The organism is Mycobacterium kyogaense (assembly GCF_036946525.1).
GTDB lineage: Bacteria > Actinomycetota > Actinomycetes > Mycobacteriales > Mycobacteriaceae > Mycobacterium > Mycobacterium kyogaense_A.
In genome coordinates, this window is sequence record NZ_JAQIIY010000010.1 from 117,436 (window position 1) to 134,868 (window position 17,433).

A 17,433-nucleotide genomic window follows, 5' to 3' on the forward strand; every position below is an offset into this window, starting at 1 on the left:
GAAGGGGTGGTGGTCGTGAGTACCGACGACGACGACGGCGTGCTCGCGACCGAACGCAATGGCGACGCCCGATCGTCGTCAGTCCTGCTCAACGGGCTGCGCGTGCTGGAGTCCTTCTCGATCGCCGAACCGGTTCTCGGAGTCACCGAGATCGCCCGCAAGGTGGACCTGCACAAGAGCAGCGTCTCGCGCATCCTGGCGACCCTCGAGAAGGCGGGTTACGTGGAGCGCGACGAGGGCACGGGTCGCTTCCGGCTGGGCCTCGGCCTCATCGCGCTGACCGGACCGCTGCTGGCCAACCTCGACGTCCGGCGCCTCGCGCACCCCGAACTCGATGCGCTGACCCGTCGCACCGGGGAGACGAGTGCGCTGACGATGTGGAACGGCAACGAGGTGGTGGTCGTCGACCAGGTGTCGAGCCCCAAGCAGGTCAAGCACACCGCCGAGGTCGGTACCCGCTACGACACCTACCAGAGTTCCTGCGTACAGGTGTTCCTCGCCGCGATGACCGAACCCCAGGTGCGTCGGCTCTTCGACCGACGTCTGCTCGTCGGCCCGGACGGGGAGGCTGTCGGCGCGCTCCTCGACGAGTTGGGCGAGACCCGCGGCCGCGGCTACGCGATCAACGACGGCCTCACGTCCATCGAGGAGGTGGGCATTGCGGCGCCGGTGCACGACCACCGTGGAGAGCTCGTCGCGGCGATCATGCTGTCGGCGCCACGATTCCGGGTGCCGGCGCCGATGCTCGAACCGCTCGGGTTGGCTGTCGCCGATGCGGCAGCCCGAATCTCCGCCCGTCTCGGCGCGGCACCCTCCTGACCGCCCGCTGTTCCGCGAGTGCGCGCGTTTGCACACCAACACGCCGTCGCAGCCGTACAAACGTGCGCGCTCGCCGCGTTTGGAGAGCAGTAACACGTTCTATTAGCCTCTCGAATTAACACCTGTCAGGAGGCCCGTCATGCCGGTTGATCCGCGCACCCCGATTCTGGTCGGCGTCGGTCAGTTCACCGAACGCATCGACGACCCCGGCTATCGCGGCATGTCGGCCGTCGAGTTGGCGACCGAAGCCGCGCGGGCCGCCCTCGCGGACACCGGTGCCGATGCAGGCTCAGTGGCAGCGGCCGTCGACACGGTCTTCGGGCTGCGGCAGTTCGAGATCTCGGGCCCGATGCCCGCCACGCTCGGCAAGTCGAACAACTATCCGCGCTCGGTCATGCAACGCCTGGGTGGGAATCCGGCGCGCGTCGTCCTCGAACCGGTGGGTGGGCAAGGCCCGCAGAAGCTGGTGGCTGAGGCGGGCGCTGCGATCGTCGCCGGCGACGCCGATGTCGTGATGATCATGGGCTCCGAGCCGGGATCGACGGCCAAGTACTTCACCGACCGCGACGACAAACCGGACTTCACCGAGACGGTCGACGGTCAGCTCGAGGATCGCGGGCACGGGATCTACAGCTACATCGACGAATACACCGTCACGCACGGATTGACCGGCGCCCCAGTGCAATACGGGCTGCTCGACAATGCGCGCCGGGCCCGGCTCGGCCTCGGCGTGCAGGAGTATCGACATGCGATGGCAGAGCTGTTCGCGCCGATGTCGAAAGTGGCTGCGAAGAACCCGCTTTCGTCGTCGCCGGTGGAACGCTCGGTCGAGGAGATCGAGACCGTCACCGACGACAACCGGATGATCTGCGACCCCTACCCGCGGTACCTGGTCGCTCGCGACACCGTGAACCAGGGCGCCGCGTTGATCGTGATGTCGATCGAAGCGGCTCGCCGCCACGGCATTCCGCAAGAGAAGTGGGTGTTCGTCCACGGGCACTCGGACCTCGTGGAGCAGGCTCTGCTGAGCCGGGCAGACATGGGAGCCAGCCCCGCTGCTGTCCACGCGGTGCACGAGGCGTTGCGGGTGGCCGGGGTGGGGGTCGACGACATCGCCACCTTCGATCTGTACAGCTGTTTCCCGTTCCCCGTGTTCGTAGCCGGCGAGGCGCTCGGCATCAGCGGCGACGATCCCCGCGGCCTGACCCTGACCGGAGGCCTCCCGTACTTCGGAGGGCCGGGCAACAGCTACTCGGCTCACGCGATCGCCGAGACCGTCACCCAAATGCGCGATCAGCCCGGTGAATTCGGCTTCGTCGGCGCGAACGGCGGCATCATGAGCAAGTACTCGGTCGGCATCTACTCGACCGAGCCCGTCGAATGGCGTTCGTCGCGCAGCGCGGAACTCACCGAGCAGGTGGCCGCGCTACCGACGATCCCGGTGACGAAGCAGCCCGAGGGGCCCGGTGTCGTCGAGACGTACTCGGTGCGCTACGACTGGCCGGTGCACACCGGCATCATCGTCGGGCGTCTTGACGACGGCTCCCGATTCATGGCCACCTCCACCGACGAGAAGTTGGTCGCGCTGATGTCCGACGGTGATCCGTTGGGGGCGAAAGTCGTTGTGACGCCGACGGACGAGGGCAACAGGGCCGTCCTGGGTTAGAAGAGCGTGGTCGCCGTCGGGGTGAGCACGAAGCCATGGTCGCCCACCGTGCAGGCGGTGGTGCCCGCGTCATCGACTCCGCATCGGATGCCTTTGTAGTCGATGACATGGTGCGGCGGAAGAGACGTGGGTCGCTCGTTCTCTGGCGGCTGGTAGTCGGGGTTGAGTGATGGGGCGGCTGGCTCGATGGCCGCCGGTCTGTCGGTAGCGACGTCGATCTCCCACGATCCCGGCCCCTTGTCGGGCCGCGGTCCCTCACAGGTGAGCGTCCGGATCGCCTGGTCGTCGAGCGAATTCATGTCGTTGCTGTAGCACTGCTGACCGTCGGGGGTGCTGAATTGCACGCCCATGAAGTACGGATAGGTCTGCTGGAACTGCTGCAGGTCGACGGGCGTCATGCCCGAGAAGTCGGGACCAGGCGGGGTCGCGGCGGATGACGATGTCGACGGGGTACTCGTGTCCGCTCGGCTGTCCGTCATGCTGCCGCAGCCTGCGAGAGCTGCAGCGCAGGCGACCACGAGGGCGCAGAAGCGTGCTCGTCGACGGACAGTGGTCATCAGAACCCCTCGCTCGAACGGCATGAGGCCTCCCACTTCATCGATGGTGTGATCAATACCCGCCCAGTCCTTTCGTATCGGAGTTCGCGATGGTGACCAGGAGCGTCCCATAGGGATTCCACAGCGAGATCGAGGCATCGACGGAATCGCCGGCTGACAGCGGTGACTGGAAGACGCCGTAAGCGCCCGGTTGCGATGTGACCAGCTGAGGCGGCGACCAATTCACGCCGTCCGTCGACGAGCTCGTAAAGATGTTGCCCTTGTTGTCGTTGAAGGTCAGAAGTGCCTTGTTGTCGTAGAAGTGCACGTTGGGTTCGCCGACGCCGCTGTAGCCCGCCGGTGGCTGCAGTACAGGCGGGCTTGCGTCGGCGCCGCCTTCCCCGGTGGCGAACGAGTTGCCGTTCCAGTACTCGTATTTCGCGTGGTCCTCGATATCGGCGGTGGGTACGCGCGCGACATGGAGACCGTCATTGCTTCGGCCGTTCTCCGAGCCGTACATGTACACATATCCATCGTCGCGCGGAGTGAAGCTCTGCACCTGAAAAGGGTTGTTGGACGCGGCATTGTTCGTCCATGCCGGGCCTGCCTTCGTCCATGTCTTGCCGCCATCGACGGATTTGTACAGTTCAGAGCTCCGGGTCCGCCATGTGCCCCGCTCCCAGTTCGCGACGTTCATCACCGAGGCGTACATCGTGTCGCCGTCGGTGAACGTCGACGTCGGGATCGTCGAGATGTCACCTGGGGCATTCGGGAACGGGTCGTCGACGACGTCGTCGACCACCCACTTCCCGTGCTCGTCCATCGTCCAGAAGATGATGTTGTTGAAACCGCCCTGCTCTGTTCGCGGCCCCGGCCCACCACCGTCGCCCATGTGCTCGGCAGTGTCGCCCTGGATCGTGAACATGCGTCCGTCGGGGGTCATCCCCATGATCGACAGGTCGGTGTTGGGTACGCCGACCCCGCCGTCACCGGTCGTCGGATCTCCCGAACCTGCCAGGCTCTGCAGCCACTTCAGCTGATCGCTGTTCAGACTGTCGGGGTCGATGCCGCCGGGCCCGGGATTGTTGCCCGGAAGCCAGCCCGCGTTGATGGCGCCGGTACCCGTGGCTGTTTTCTCGTCGGCGGTGAGGAACTGTTCGATGAGCTGCTGGATGATCCTCGTGTACGCCGCGGCGATGGCCACCCACGGCGCCGTGTCGTTCGGCGCCCGGGCAGTCACCACGCCGGCATCGCTGACGTCGAACATCGATGCGGCGATACCCACCCACGTCAACAACACCGATCGGATCGCGACCATCGCCTCGCCGCCGGACTGCATGGCCGCAGCCAGGGCGACCAGCTTCTCGTGCTCGAGATACTCCTGCTGGATGTCCCGGTAAGACTTCGCGGCGGCAGCCTTCGTCGCCCGGCCGAACCAGCTCTCCCGCATACGGTTGGCCGCGCGCACCTGCTCGCCGATCAGCCCATCGAGCATCGAAGCCTTTCGGCTGAGGTCATGCCCGGAATCGACGACGCGCTGCGGCTGCTGCGCGCGAATCATCGAGATGGACATCAGGCCCCCAAACCGGCGTTCCTCACCAGCCTAGGACCGGGGCCGGGGAGTCCGGCGCACCAATTCACACCAGCGCGCTGAGCTTTCCCGCGAGCCGTTCGACGTACGAGGCGACCTCGTCGGGGCTGCGATCGGGGAAACCGAACAGCACCTCGGTCACCCCGAGCTCACGCCAGCGAGCCAGTTTGTCGGGATCCGGCTTGAAGTCCAGCGCCACGATCTGCGGAGCCCCGTCCCGTCCGGCTGCAGCCCAGGTGTCCTGCAGCAGCTTGACCGGTGCGTCGATGTCGAAGTCGCGGGGAGTGGTGATCCAGCCGTCGGCCGACTTCGCGATCCACTTGAAGTTCTTCTCGGTACCCGCGGCGCCGACGAGCACGGGAATGTGCGACTGCACCGGCTTGGGCCAGGCCCAGGACGGACCGAAGTTCACGAACTCGCCCTCGTAGGCGGCCTCTTCGTCGGTCCAGAGTGCCCGCATCGCCTCCAGGTATTCGCGAAGCATCGTGCGACGGCGTCCGGGGGGCACGTTGTGGTCGGCGAGTTCATCTGTGTTCCAACCGAATCCGACGCCGAGGGAGACCCGGCCGCCGGACAGGTGGTCCAAGGTGGCGATCGATTTGGCCAGCGTGATCGGGTCGTGTTCGACGGGCAGCGCCACCGCCGTCGACAACCGGACCCGCGACGTCACCGCGGCCGCGGTGCCCAGCGACACCCACGGGTCCAGGGTGCGCATGTAGCGGTCATCAGGCAGGGTCTCGTCGCCGGTGGTCGGGTGGGCGGCCTGGCGTTTGATCGGGATGTGGGTGTGCTCCGGCACGTAGAACGTGGAGAAACCGTGCTCGTCGGCGAGCGTGGCCGCCGCGGCCGGCGTGATGCCGCGGTCGGAGGTGAACAGCACCAACCCAAAGTCCATAGGGTGAATTAGAACGTGTTCCAATATGCGTCCGCAAGTGGGGGTGCTCGGGTAGTGGGACGCACCCGTGCGGGCAGAGTTGGGTAGCGCGCTACTCAAGACCGCGCAATTCGGTCGCGCGACAGTTATTCGCATGAAGGCACGAACGCCCATGCGGTCCCGGATCGGGGAATGGCTCCGTCGCTATCTAACGTGCGAAATCGCCGGCACCGCAGCAGAATTCGGAGCAGCCGCGCTGGCCTACGGAGCCACCGGCTCGTTGGCAGCCGCGGCAGTCGCCGCCACCGTCGGAGCCTCCGCCGGCTACTACGCAACGGCATTCCTGACCGCTCTGCGGTGGACCTATCGCGATCACTGCCACCGGACGCGCGGCGATCGAATCATGGTGTCGACCCTGCTGGCACTACGCAGTGTCGCGATCGAGTTCGGCCCCGCCGAACTGATCGACAGCATCGCGGTGCGCCCTCTGGCCTTCTATGTCGGACCGATGCTGTTGGGCAACATCGCCGCAGGCTGGATCTTCGGCAAGTTGGTCTCCGACGTGGCGTTCTACGGATGCGCCGTCTTCAGCTACGAGCGCTTCACCGCGCTGCTCGCACACCGCCGTCCGATCGACAAAAGGAGCGGTCATGAACCCGCACCGACGGTCTCAGCTGCGTGAGCAGCTGCGCGCCACCGCACCGCGCTGGACCCAGCTGGCCCAGACGCACGGCACGCCACTCCTCGTCCTCGAACCCCACCGGGTGGCGCGGCGGCTGCGTGAACTGCAGCGCGCGCTTCCAGGCTTCGACGTGCACTACGCGGTCAAGGCGCTGCCGCACCCTGTGGTGCTGTCCACCGTCGCGATCTGCGGCGGCGGCTTCGACGTCGCGACGCGGGGCGAGGTGGATCTGCTGGGCCGCCTCGGCCTGCCGCTGCACCGCGGCATCCACACCAACCCCATCAAGAAGCCGGCCGACATCGACCACGCCTACGCCGCGGGCATTCGCACCTTCGTCGTCGAGAACGTCGCCGAAGTGGCGAAGTTCGCCGGCCGTGCCGCCGACATCGACCTGTTGGTCCGACTCGCCTTCCCCAATCCCGCGGCGAAATCGGATCTGTCGTCGAAGTTCGGAGTCACGGCCGCCGACGCCGAACTGCTGGTCAAGCACGTACTGGCCAGCGGTGTCGGGTTCGCGGGATTCAGCTTTCACGTCGGGAGTCAGAGCAGCTCGACAGAACCGTTCCGCCGCGCGCTCCACCACACCCTCGATCTCACAGATCACCTCGCCGCCGCACTGGGACAACCCACACGGGTCATCGACATCGGCGGGGGATTCCCGGTCAGCTACCGCGAAGACGAGCCGCCCATCTCCGAGATCGGCGCCATCGTCGACGACGTCCTCGGCACGCGCCGCGAAGAGTTCACGTGGGTGTGTGAACCGGGCAGGTTCCTGGCTGCCGACTGCATGACGTTGCTGACGTCGGTGGTGGGAAGCGCGGAACGGGGTGGACGGACGTGGCATTACCTCGACGACGGGCTGTACGGAAGCTATTCGAACGTGATGACCGAGGACGTCCACGCGCCGATCCTGGCGCTCGCCGAGCTGGATGGGCAGGCCGAGCCGACGCTGCAGCCGGTGACGTTGGCGGGGCCCACGTGTGACAGCGCCGACGTGATCGCGCGGGACTACCCGATGCCCGGCCTGGCCGTCGGCGACATCCTCGTCAGTCCGATGATGGGCGCCTACACCTCCGTCACCGCGTCGCGGTTCAACGGCATCGAGGCCACGCCGATCGTGATGGGCTGACTTCGCCTCATCGCGATCCATACCGATGACGGGCGGCCGCGGCGACGCTTCGATGGCACACCATGACGACCGAACGCATCGCCGAGAACGTCTCTTTCGCCTACTGGGTGCCCAACGTCAGCGGCGGCCTGGTGGTCAGCGACATCGAGCAGCGCACCGACTGGAACTACGACTACAACGTCAAGCTCGCACAGACCGCCGAGAACAACGGGTTCGAGTACGCGCTGTCCCAGGTCCGCTACGAAGCCAGCTACGGCGCGGAATACCAGCACGAGTCGACGAGCTTCAGCCTCGCGCTGCTGCTGGCCACCCAGCGGCTCAAGGTGATCGCCGCCGTCCACCCGGGGCTGTGGCAGCCCGGCGTACTGGCCAAGCTGGGCGCCACCGCCGACCAGCTCTCCGGCGGCCGATTCGCCGTCAACGTCGTGTCCGGATGGTTCAAGGACGAGTTCACCCACCTGGGTGAGCCCTGGCTCGAACACGACGAACGCTACCGGCGAAGCGCCGAGTTCCTGCAGGTCCTCCGCAAGATCTGGACCGAAGACGACGTCGACTTCCGCGGCGACTTCTACCGCATCCACGACTTCACCCTCAAACCCAAACCGGTCAACACACCCGAGCGGCCGAACCCGGAGATCTTCCAGGGCGGCAACTCCACCGCGGCTCGCCGCAACGGCGGCCGCTACGCCGACTGGTACTTCTCCAACGGCAAGGACTTCGACGGCGTCACCGAACAGATCGTCGACGTCCGTGACCATGCCCGGGACGTCGGGCGCGAGGTCAAGTTCGGCCTGAACGGCTTCATCATCGCCAGGGACACAGAAAAAGAAGCGAAAGAGACCCTCAGAGAGATCGTGGAGAAGGCCAATCGGCCCGCTGTCGAGGGATTCCGATCCGCCGTGCAGCAGGCCGGCAACTCCACCGGCGACAAGACGGGTATGTGGGCGGACTCGAGCTTCGAGGACCTGGTGCAGTACAACGACGGCTTCCGCACGCAGCTGATCGGCACGCCGGAACAGATCGCCGAGCGCATCGCGGCGTACCGAAAGCGCGGCGTCGACCTGATCCTCGGTGGTTTCCTGCACTTCCAGGAGGAGATCGAGTACTTCGGTGCCAAGGTGCTGCCACTGGTCCGCGAGATCGAGGCCGCGGAGCAGTCGACGGCCGACACACCGGTGCTGATCCCCGCCTGAGGCCTGCCTCCGCCCCTCGGGGTCCCCAGCGATGTGCGCTAGCGTGGTTCATCGAATCGCTCAGGCGGTCCGTCGGGATCGCAGTCGCCTGCGTCGACATCGCTGATCGGCATCGTCGATCGGCATCGTGGACACGGGGCCCGCACACCACAGGAGAGGTCATGTCGTACCCACAAGGCCCGACCGGAGGCCACGGCTATCAGCCGGGCCAGCAGCCCACCACGCAGTTCAGCGCGCCGACGCAGCAGTTCGCCCGGGTCGGTGAGCCCAGCGGCCCCGCCGCGGAAGGCCCCGGCAAGCTGCCCGAGTACCTCAGCGCCGCGGTCGCCGGTCTCGGTCTGCTCGCGTACCTGTCGTACTTCGCGCCGCAGTTCACCGTCGAGTCCTCCGACTTCCCGGGTCTCGGCGAGCTCAGCGGCAGCTCCGTCGGTCTCGGCATCGCGATCGTCGCCTCGGTCGTCGGCGCGCTCCTCGCCGGTGTCGGCCTGCTGCCCAAGCAGAAGAGCCGTGTCGCACTGGCCGCCGTCGCGTCCGTGCTGGGCTTCCTGCTGGTGATCTCGGAAGTGCTCAACAAGCCCAGCGGGACCAGCGTCGCCTGGGGCCTGTGGCTGGTCACAGCCTTCACGCTGCTCCAGGCCGCGACTGCGGTCGTGGTGCTGCTGTTCGACTCCGGCATCCTCACCCCGCCCACGCCGCGGCCCAAGTACGAGCAGCCGCAATACGGCCAGTACCCCGGCTCCTACTACGGCCAGCCGGGCCAGCAGGGTCAGCCGCAGCACGGTCAGCCCCAACAGCAGCGCCCCGGCTACCCGACGCCGTACGGCGGCTATCCGGGCTCCGGCCCGTCCACCGGCGGCTTCCCGGCCACGTCCCCGTCGGGCCAGCAGCCGTCGGGCAGTCAGTCCGGTCAGCAGCCTTCGGGCGCGCAATCCGGTTCGCCGACGCCGCCCACCGGCTACCCGACCTACGGCCAGCCGCCGTCCAGCAGCACTCCGACGACGCAGGTGCCCACGCAGCACCAGTCCTCGCCGTCCTCGCAGTCGGGCCCGTCCTCCTCGTAGTTTGATCGAGCGCGTCGTAGTCTCAAGCGCGCATGCGTGACCGTCGCGCGTCCGACAGCGTCTTTTCAGGAGCGGCCCGACCCGTGAACACAGCCCCACGCGCGGGTAACACGCCCGGACCGGCGGGCCCACGCCAGGCGCGTGAACTGCTCCGGGTGGCGTTCGGGCCGTCGCTGGTCGCGCTGGTCGTCATCGCGGCGGTGGTGCTGCTGCAGCTACTGATCGCGAACAGCGACATGACCGGTGCGCTCGGTGCGATCGCCAGCATGTGGCTGGGTGTGCACCAGGTGCCGGTGTCCATCGCGGGCAGCGCGCTCGGGGTGATGCCGCTGCTTCCCGCGCTGGCCATGGTCTACGGCACGGCGCGCACGACCGCGGCCGCGGTCACCCACACGTCCTGGTTCGTGACGCGCTGGGTGGTGGCTTCGGCGCTCGGCGGGCCCCTGCTGATCGCGGCGCTGTGCCTGGCGGTGATCCACGATGCCGCGTCGGTGCTGACTGAGCTGCAGACGCCGGACGCCTCGCGCGCCTTCGCCAGTGTGCTGGTCGTGCACCTGCTCGGGGCCGCGCTGGGCGTCGGCGCCCGGATGGGCCGGCGGCTGCTGCGCCCGCCGCTCCCCGCCTGGCTGCCCGATGCTTTCCGCGCCGCAGGCGTCGGGGTGCTGGCTCTGTCAGCGTTGTCCGCGGCGGTGGTGGCGGGCTCGCTCGTCGTGCACTGGTCGACGATGCACGACCTCTACTCGATCACCGACTCGCTGTTCGGGCAGCTGAGCCTGACCGTGCTCTCGCTGCTGTACCTGCCCAACGTCGTCGTCGGCGCCGCCGCGGTCGCCGTGGGCTCCAGCGCGCATGTCGGGCTGGCCACGTTCAGCGCGTTCACCGTGCTGGGCGGTGACGTGCCGGCCCTGCCCGTGCTGGCCGCCGTACCGACCCCGCCGCTGGGCCCGATCTGGGTGGCGCTGCTGATCGTCGGCGCAGTCTCCGGGGTCGCGCTGGGCCAGCAGTGCGCACGCCGGGCGTTGCCGCCGGTGCAGGCGCTGGCCAAGCTGGTGGTGGCCGCGGCCCTCGGCGCAGGCGCGATGGCGCTGCTCGGTTACGCCGGCGGCGGACCGCTGGGGAACTTCGGCGACGTCGGGGTCGACCAGGCGACTTTCGGGCCCGCGGTCTTCGTGTGGTTCGCCGGCATCGGCGCGCTGACCGTCGCCATGTCGGGCGGCTTCGCGCCCAGGGTTCGTAGGCCCAAGCCGCTCGTCGAATCCGGGGCCCTCGCGCAGGACCCCGTAGACGACGAGCCGGCATACGCCGAACTCGAATCCGACACCGTCGTGATCGCCTCGGAGCGCGTCGAGCCTGTGCCCGATCCGGTGCCCGATCCAGTGCCCGACCCCGAGCCCGAGGCGCCGCCGCCACCGGTGCGCGAGGAGTTCGCGTCGGCAGAGCTTCCCGCCGAGCATGAGGATCCCGAGGACCATTTCGTCGCCGACGACGACATGCGTTCGGGCCGCGACGGCACCACCCACTAGGCTTCCAGCCGTGCAGCCACCGGTCCGGGTTCCCCCGAGTGCGCCGTCGCGGCTCGTGGTCCTCGCTTCCGGCACCGGCTCCCTGCTCGCGTCGCTGCTCGAAGCCGCGGTCGGCGACTACCCCGCGCGCGTCGTCGCCGTCGGTACCGACCGCGAGTGTCGCGCGTTGGAGATCGCGGAGCGCGCGTCGGTCCCGACGTTCACGGTGCCGCTGCGCGCCCACCCCGACCGCGCTACATGGGACGCGGCGATCACCGCGGCGACGGCGGCACACGAGCCCGATCTGGTGGTCTCGGCGGGCTTCATGAAAATCCTTGGTCCGGCGTTTCTTTCGCGCTTTCCGGGACGTGTGGTCAACACCCATCCGGCGTTGCTGCCCGCGTTCCCCGGCGCGCACGCCGTCGGTGACGCACTCGCCTACGGCGTCCGCGTCACCGGGTGCACCGTCCATCTCGTCGACGCGGGCACCGACACCGGCCCGATCGTCGCGCAGCAGGCGGTGCCCGTGCTCGACGGCGACGACGAGGCCACCCTGCACGAACGGATCAAGGTGATCGAACGAGAACTTCTGGTGGATGTCCTGGCGGCGCTGGCCACCCGCGGCGTCACCTGGACGGGACGAAAGGCGACCATAGGATGAGCGAGCTCGACGGCAGGCGGCGTATCCGCCGCGCCCTGATCAGCGTGTACGACAAGACGGGGCTCGTGCCGCTGGCCCAGGGCCTGCACGAGGCGGGGGTCAACATCGTCTCGACCGGCTCGACCGCGAAAACCATTGCCGACGCCGGTGTTCCGGTGACCCCGGTGGAGGACGTGACCGGATTCCCCGAGGTGCTCGACGGCCGGGTGAAGACACTGCATCCCCGCGTCCACGCCGGGCTGCTCGCCGATCAGCGCAAGCCCGAACATGTTTCGGCACTCGAGGAGCTCGGCGTCGAGGCCTTCGAACTCGTCGTGGTCAACCTGTACCCGTTCACGCAGACGGTGAATTCCGGGGCCGGTGTCGACGAGTGTGTGGAGCAGATCGACATCGGCGGCCCGTCGATGGTGCGCGCCGCGGCCAAGAACCATCCCAGCGTCGCGGTGGTCGTCGAACCGCTGGGCTACGACGGTGTGCTGGCTGCGGTCCGTTCCGGCGGCTTCACTCTCGCCGAACGAAAGAAGTTGGCGTCACTGGCTTTCCGTCATACCGCGGAATACGACGTCGCGGTGGCGTCGTGGATGGAGTCGGTGCTGGCGCCCGAGGACACCGCCGAGGCCGGCGACGTGGCGCTGCCGCCGTGGTTCGGGGCGACGTTCCGGCGCACCGCGGTGCTTCGCTACGGCGAGAACCCGCACCAGCAGGCGGCCCTCTACAGCGACGACGGCGGCTGGCCGGGTTTGGCGCAGGCAGAGCAGTTGCATGGCAAGGAGATGTCGTACAACAACTACACCGACGCTGACGCGGCGTGGCGCGCGGCGTTCGACCACGAGGACATCTGCGTGGCGATCATCAAGCACGCCAACCCCTGTGGCATCGCGGTGTCGAAGGTGTCGGTCGCCGATGCACACCGCAAGGCCCACGAATGCGACCCGCTGTCGGCGTTCGGCGGCGTGATCGCCACCAACACCGAAGTCAGCGTCGAGATGGCCGAAACGGTGGCGGGAATCTTCACCGAGGTCATCGTCGCGCCGGCCTATGAGCCGGGCGCGGTGGAGGTGCTGCGCGGCAAGAAGAACATCCGCATCCTGGTGGCCTCGGAGCCGCAACCCGGGGGCACCGAGTTCCGCCAGGTGAGTGGCGGCCTGCTGGTGCAGCAGCGCGACGCGGTGGACGCAGCGGGCGACGATTCGGCGAATTGGACGTTGGCTACCGGCACGCCCGCGGATCCGGCGGTGCTCGCCGATCTGGTGTTCGCGTGGCGAACCTGCCGCGCGGTCAAGTCCAACGCGATCGTGATCGCCAAGGACGGCGCCACCGTCGGCGTCGGTATGGGTCAGGTCAACCGCGTCGACGCGGCGCGCCTGGCGGTGGAGCGGGCCGGTGACCGCACGCAGGGTGCCGTCGCGGCCTCCGACGCGTTCTTCCCGTTCCCCGACGGGCTGCAGACGTTGACGCGCGCGGGAGTGACGGCCGTGGTCCATCCCGGCGGTTCGATGCGCGACGACGAGGTGACGGCGGCGGCTGCCGAGGCGGGGATCACGCTCTACCTCACCGGAGCGCGTCACTTCGCGCACTGACGATCGCCGTGAACGCACGCAAAATGCCTGCGTGAGACGGTGTGTTGCGCGCAGACCCGCGCGCTCGCGGGGAACAGTCGTAGCGTGGAGTGGTGACTTCAGCTTTCCAACCTTCGCCCGCCACCGCCGACCTGCCCCGCACCGTCGGCGAGCTGCGTGCCTCCGGGCATCAGGAGCGCAGCGTCAAGGCCGAGATCCGGGAGAACCTGCTCGCCGCGCTGAGCTCGGGAGCCACCGCCGAACAGATCTGGCCGGGCATCCTCGGCTTCGACGACACCGTCATTCCGCAGCTGGAACGGGCGCTGATCGCCGGCCACGACATGGTTCTGCTCGGTGAACGAGGGCAGGGCAAGACGCGTCTGCTGCGCGCCCTGAGCGGACTGCTCGACGAGTGGACGCCCGTAATCGCCGGCGCGGAACTGGGCGAGCACCCCTACAGCCCCATCACTCCGGAGTCGATTCGGCGTGCCGCCGACTCCGGCGATGACCTACCGATCGCGTGGCGGCACCGCAGCGAGCGCTACACCGAGAAGCTCGCCACCCCCGACACCAGCGTGGCCGACCTGGTCGGCGACATCGACCCGATCAAGGTGGCCGAGGGCCGCAGCCTCGGCGATCCAGAGACGATCGCCTACGGCCTGATCCCGCGTGCGCACCGCGGCATCGTCGCGGTCAACGAGCTACCCGACCTCGCCGAGCGCATCCAGGTCGCGATGCTCAACGTCATGGAGGAGCGCGACATCCAGGTCCGCGGCTACACGCTGCGGCTGCCGCTCGACGTCCTCGTGGTCGCGAGCGCCAACCCGGAGGATTACACGAACCGCGGACGGATCATCACGCCGCTGAAGGACCGCTTCGGTGCAGAGATCCGCACCCACTACCCGCTCGAACTGGACGCCGAGGTCGGCGTCATCACCCAGGAGGCCCACCTGGCCGCCGAGGTGCCGCCCTACCTGATGGCCATCCTCGCCAGATTCGCTCGCGCACTGCGCGAATCGACCGCGATCGATCAGCGCTCCGGCGTCTCGGCCCGGTTCGCGATCGCCGCCGCGGAAACCGTCGCCGCATCCGCCCGGCACCGCGCCGCGCTGCTCGGCGAACAGGACCCGGTGGCGCGTGTCGTCGACCTCGGCACCGTGATCGACGTGCTGCGAGGCAAGCTGGAATTCGAGTCCGGGGAAGAGGGCCGCGAGCAGGCGGTGCTCGAACACCTGTTGCGGCGCGCCACCGCCGAGACTGCCCAGCGGCTGCTCGGCGGCATCGACGTCGGCCCGATCGTCACCGCGGTCGAGAACGGCTCACCCGTCACGACGGGGGAGCGGGTATCGGCGCGCGAGGTGCTCGCCGCACTGCCCGAGGTGTCCGCCGTCGCGGAGATTCAGCGCCGCCTCGACGCCTCGTCGGAGGGACAGCGGGCGGCAGCGATCGAGCTGGCGCTCGAGGCGCTCTACCTGGCCAAGCGCATCGACAAGGTGTCCGGAGAGGGCGAAACTGTCTATGGTTAAGAGACTTTCGCGGTACTCGCGATACACCGGCGGGCCCGATCCGCTGGCCCCTCCGGTCGACCTGCGTGAGGCACTCGAAGCCATCGGGCAGGACGTCATGGAGGGCACCTCGCCGCGGCGCGCGATGCAGGAACTGCTGCGGCGAGGCTCCAAGAACATGCCAGGCGCCGACAAGCTGGCCGCCGAGGCCAACCGTCGGCGTCGGGAACTTCTTCAGCGCAACAACCTCGACGGCACCCTGGCCGACATCAAGAAGCTGCTCGACGAGGCCGTGCTCGCCGAACGCAAAGAGCTGGCGCGCGCACTCGACGACGACGCGAGATTCGGTGAGCTGCAACTGGAGTCGCTCTCGCCCTCACCGGCCAAGGCCGTTCAGGAGCTCTCGGAGTACGACTGGCGTTCACCCGAGGCCCGACAGAAGTACGAGCAGATCAAGGACCTCATGGGTCGCGAGATGCTCGATCAGCGTTTCGCCGGCATGAAGGAGGCGTTGGAGAACGCCACCGACGAGGATCGGCAACGCGTAAACGACATGCTCGACGACCTCAACGACCTGCTGGACAAGCACGCCAAAGGCGAAGACAGCCAGCAGGATTTCGAGAACTTCATGGCTAAGCACGGTGAGTTCTTCCCCGAGAGCCCGCGCAACATCGACGAACTGCTCGACTCGCTGGCCAAGCGGGCGGCGGCCGCGCAGCGCTTCCGTAACAGCCTGTCCGAGCAGCAACGCGCCGAGTTGGATCAGTTGGCGCAGAACGCCTTCGGGTCACCATCGCTGATGAACGCCCTCGATCGACTCGACGCGCACCTGCAGGCCGCCCGGCCCGGAGAGGACTGGAACGGCTCGGAGCGCTTCTCCGGGGACGACCCGCTGGGCATGGCCGAGGGCGCGCAGGCGCTGGCCGATATCGCCGAGCTCGAGCAGCTCGCTGAGCAACTCTCGCAGAGCTACTCAGGTGCCTCCATGGACGATGTCGACCTCGACATGCTGGCCCGTCAGCTCGGCGAGGAAGCTGCGGTGAACGCGCGCACGCTGGCCGAACTCGAACGTGCGCTGATGAACCAGGGCTTCCTCGACCGGGGTGCCGACGGGCAGTGGCGGCTGTCGCCCAAGGCGATGCGTCAGCTCGGCCAGACTGCGTTGCGGGATGTGGCGCAACAGCTTTCGGGCCGGCACGGTGAACGCGACACCCGCCGTGCCGGTGCGGCCGGTGAGCTGACCGGTGCGACGCGGCCGTGGCAGTTCGGCGACACCGAACCGTGGAATGTGACGCGAACGCTCACCAACGCTGTACTCCGCGAAGCCGGCACCGGGGAACGAAGGGGCTCCATCAGCATCACGGTCGACGATGTCGAGATCTCCGAGACCGAGACCCGCACGCAGGCCGCGGTCGCGCTGCTCGTCGACACCTCGTTCTCCATGGTCATGGAGAACCGCTGGCTCCCGATGAAGCGCACCGCGCTCGCACTCAACCACCTCGTCAGCACCCGGTTCCGATCCGATGCGCTGCAGATCATCGCGTTCGGGCGCTACGCGCGCACGGTGAGCGCGGCCGAACTCACGGGACTGGAGGGTGTCTACGAGCAGGGCACGAACCTGCATCACGCGCTGGCGCTGGCCACCCGGCACTTGCGCAGGCATCCGAACGCGCAACCCGTCATCCTCGTCGTCACCGACGGTGAGCCGACCGCCCACCTCGAGGACTTCGACAGGAACGGAAGTCCCGCGGTGTTCTTCGACTATCCGCCGCACCCCCGCACTATCGGACACACGGTGAAGGGCTTCGACGAGGTCGCGCGACTGGGCGCGCAGGTGACGATTTTCCGGTTGGGCAGCGACCCGGGCCTGGCCCGGTTCATCGATCAGGTGGCCCGGCGGGTGGGCGGCCGTGTCGTCGTGCCCGACCTCGACGGGCTCGGTGCCGCGGTGGTGGGCGACTACCTGGGGTCCAAGCGGCGGCGCTGACTCGTCAGGCCGACTTGCGCTTCTTCCGTTTGACGGTGACGCTGCCCCACAGCGCGAACCCGGAGATGCGGACGCAGGGCGCACCCGTGGCGCCCTCGCCTTCGATGCTGTGGTCGAAGCTGCCCATCACCGACACACCGCGCAGGTCGACGTTCACTTCCGGCGGGACGAGGATGGTCTGGCCGCCCATGATCGTGTAGGTGCGGATCTCGACATCGTGTGCGGTGAAGTCGGCGTAGCGCAGATCGACGACGCCGCCGCCCCAGAACGCAAATGTGGTCAGCCGCTTCGGGACGTTCCATCGGCCGCGCCGCTCGTAGCCCGACAGGATCGCCAACAGGGTGCTCGACGGTGCGGGGCGGCACGTGCCGCTGCGGCCGCGGGTGATCGCGCCCGGCAGATCAGCCGACAGCCGGTCGAGTTCATCGCAGGTCTGAGCCGCATACGCCCTGGCCAGCCGGGCTTCGTATTCACTCACGCCGATCGTGCCTGACGCCGCCGCATCGGTCAGCAACTGCGCGACCTGGATGCGATCGGTGTCGGCAGCACGCATCGAGCGGTTTCGCGACGCGGGGCTGCTCATAGGGCCCTCCTGCTACGTCCGAACATCGCCACCAGGTTACGACGATCGGCGATACATGCAAGGTCCGTGGCCAAACTGTGAGCTG

At 68.1% G+C, this 17,433-nt stretch carries 15 protein-coding genes; 11 read left to right on the top strand and 4 right to left on the bottom strand.

What is annotated here, in order from left to right; genetic code table 11:
* The first annotated feature begins 15 nt into the window (after positions 1-15).
* Both PGN37_RS09005 and PGN37_RS09010 read left to right on the top strand, forming a co-directional pair.
* The gene (locus PGN37_RS09005; RefSeq protein WP_335330686.1) at positions 16-819 is read left to right on the top strand and encodes an IclR family transcriptional regulator; all 804 of its coding nucleotides are present in this window, start codon (positions 16-18) and stop codon (positions 817-819) included.
* 139 nt (positions 820-958) lie between these two features.
* The gene (locus PGN37_RS09010; protein WP_335330687.1) at positions 959-2,485 is read left to right on the top strand and encodes an acetyl-CoA acetyltransferase; all 1,527 of its coding nucleotides are present in this window, start codon (positions 959-961) and stop codon (positions 2,483-2,485) included.
* Here the strand turns inward: PGN37_RS09010 and PGN37_RS09015 are convergent.
* The 3 genes from PGN37_RS09015 to PGN37_RS09025 all read right to left on the bottom strand — a co-directional run bounded on the left by PGN37_RS09015 (position 2,482) and on the right by PGN37_RS09025 (position 5,507).
* Entirely contained in the window at positions 2,482-2,964 is a 483-nt protein-coding gene (locus tag PGN37_RS09015; RefSeq protein ID WP_335330688.1) for a hypothetical protein, read from the bottom strand. The genes PGN37_RS09010 and PGN37_RS09015 overlap by 4 nt on opposite strands.
* A gap of 130 nt (positions 2,965-3,094) precedes the next feature.
* Positions 3,095-4,594 carry a DUF4185 domain-containing protein gene (locus tag PGN37_RS09020; protein ID WP_335330689.1) on the bottom strand — a complete coding sequence of 500 codons (1,500 nt, stop codon included), beginning with the start codon at positions 4,592-4,594 and terminating at the stop codon, positions 3,095-3,097.
* 64 nt (positions 4,595-4,658) lie between these two features.
* On the bottom strand, positions 4,659-5,507 hold the full coding sequence (locus PGN37_RS09025) for an LLM class F420-dependent oxidoreductase (protein ID WP_335330690.1): 849 nt from the start codon (positions 5,505-5,507) through the stop codon (positions 4,659-4,661).
* Positions 5,508-5,640: 133 nt separating this feature from the next.
* On the opposite strand from PGN37_RS09025, the gene PGN37_RS09030 reads away from it, so the two are divergent.
* From PGN37_RS09030 to PGN37_RS09070, 9 genes are all read left to right on the top strand, one after another.
* Positions 5,641-6,168: a hypothetical protein gene (locus PGN37_RS09030; protein WP_335330691.1), complete on the top strand. Its 528-nt coding sequence runs from the start codon at positions 5,641-5,643 to the stop codon at positions 6,166-6,168.
* A complete protein-coding gene (locus tag PGN37_RS09035) occupies positions 6,137-7,297 on the top strand; it encodes a type III PLP-dependent enzyme (protein WP_335330692.1) in 1,161 nt (386 codons plus the stop codon). Before PGN37_RS09030 ends, PGN37_RS09035 begins: the two co-directional genes overlap by 32 nt.
* Before the next feature lie 62 nt (positions 7,298-7,359).
* Positions 7,360-8,490: a dimethylsulfone monooxygenase SfnG gene (gene sfnG / locus PGN37_RS09040; protein WP_335330693.1), complete on the top strand. Its 1,131-nt coding sequence runs from the start codon at positions 7,360-7,362 to the stop codon at positions 8,488-8,490.
* Positions 8,491-8,651: 161 nt separating this feature from the next.
* Positions 8,652-9,551: a DUF5336 domain-containing protein gene (locus PGN37_RS09045; protein ID WP_335330694.1), complete on the top strand. Its 900-nt coding sequence runs from the start codon at positions 8,652-8,654 to the stop codon at positions 9,549-9,551.
* 32 nt (positions 9,552-9,583) lie between these two features.
* The gene (locus tag PGN37_RS09050) at positions 9,584-11,074 is read left to right on the top strand and encodes a cell division protein PerM (RefSeq protein ID WP_335330695.1); all 1,491 of its coding nucleotides are present in this window, start codon (positions 9,584-9,586) and stop codon (positions 11,072-11,074) included.
* Positions 11,075-11,084: 10 nt separating this feature from the next.
* A complete protein-coding gene (purN, locus tag PGN37_RS09055) occupies positions 11,085-11,714 on the top strand; it encodes a phosphoribosylglycinamide formyltransferase (protein ID WP_335330696.1) in 630 nt (209 codons plus the stop codon).
* Positions 11,711-13,294, top strand: a complete 1,584-nt coding sequence (purH, locus tag PGN37_RS09060; RefSeq protein WP_335330697.1) for a bifunctional phosphoribosylaminoimidazolecarboxamide formyltransferase/IMP cyclohydrolase — start codon at positions 11,711-11,713, stop codon at positions 13,292-13,294. The genes purN and purH overlap by 4 nt, the downstream gene beginning before the upstream one ends.
* 92 nt (positions 13,295-13,386) lie before the next feature.
* Positions 13,387-14,799: a sigma 54-interacting transcriptional regulator gene (locus PGN37_RS09065; protein WP_335330698.1), complete on the top strand. Its 1,413-nt coding sequence runs from the start codon at positions 13,387-13,389 to the stop codon at positions 14,797-14,799.
* Positions 14,792-16,765: a vWA domain-containing protein gene (locus PGN37_RS09070; protein ID WP_335330699.1), complete on the top strand. Its 1,974-nt coding sequence runs from the start codon at positions 14,792-14,794 to the stop codon at positions 16,763-16,765. The genes PGN37_RS09065 and PGN37_RS09070 overlap by 8 nt, the downstream gene beginning before the upstream one ends.
* A 4-nt stretch (positions 16,766-16,769) precedes the next feature.
* Here the strand turns inward: PGN37_RS09070 and PGN37_RS09075 are convergent, their stop codons facing one another.
* Positions 16,770-17,348 carry a DUF1707 SHOCT-like domain-containing protein gene (locus PGN37_RS09075; RefSeq protein WP_335330700.1) on the bottom strand — a complete coding sequence of 193 codons (579 nt, stop codon included), beginning with the start codon at positions 17,346-17,348 and terminating at the stop codon, positions 16,770-16,772.
* Positions 17,349-17,433: the final 85 nt, after the last annotated feature.

Bases quoted from the DNA above. Each gene is read 5' to 3' on its own strand.
- PGN37_RS09010 (WP_335330687.1), top strand. From the start codon at position 959: ATGCCGGTTGATCCGCGCACCCCGATTCTGGTCGGCGTCGGTCAGTTC.
- PGN37_RS09015 (WP_335330688.1), bottom strand. From the start codon at position 2,964: ATGACGGACAGCCGAGCGGACACGAGTACCCCGTCGACATCGTCATCC.
- PGN37_RS09020 (WP_335330689.1), bottom strand. From the start codon at position 4,594: ATGTCCATCTCGATGATTCGCGCGCAGCAGCCGCAGCGCGTCGTCGAT.
- PGN37_RS09025 (WP_335330690.1), bottom strand. From the start codon at position 5,507: ATGGACTTTGGGTTGGTGCTGTTCACCTCCGACCGCGGCATCACGCCG.
- PGN37_RS09030 (WP_335330691.1), top strand. From the start codon at position 5,641: ATGAAGGCACGAACGCCCATGCGGTCCCGGATCGGGGAATGGCTCCGT.
- PGN37_RS09035 (WP_335330692.1), top strand. From the start codon at position 6,137: ATGAACCCGCACCGACGGTCTCAGCTGCGTGAGCAGCTGCGCGCCACC.
- sfnG (WP_335330693.1), top strand. From the start codon at position 7,360: ATGACGACCGAACGCATCGCCGAGAACGTCTCTTTCGCCTACTGGGTG.
- PGN37_RS09045 (WP_335330694.1), top strand. From the start codon at position 8,652: ATGTCGTACCCACAAGGCCCGACCGGAGGCCACGGCTATCAGCCGGGC.
- PGN37_RS09050 (WP_335330695.1), top strand. From the start codon at position 9,584: ATGCGTGACCGTCGCGCGTCCGACAGCGTCTTTTCAGGAGCGGCCCGA.
- purH (WP_335330697.1), top strand. From the start codon at position 11,711: ATGAGCGAGCTCGACGGCAGGCGGCGTATCCGCCGCGCCCTGATCAGC.
- PGN37_RS09070 (WP_335330699.1), top strand. From the start codon at position 14,792: ATGGTTAAGAGACTTTCGCGGTACTCGCGATACACCGGCGGGCCCGAT.
- PGN37_RS09075 (WP_335330700.1), bottom strand. From the start codon at position 17,348: ATGAGCAGCCCCGCGTCGCGAAACCGCTCGATGCGTGCTGCCGACACC.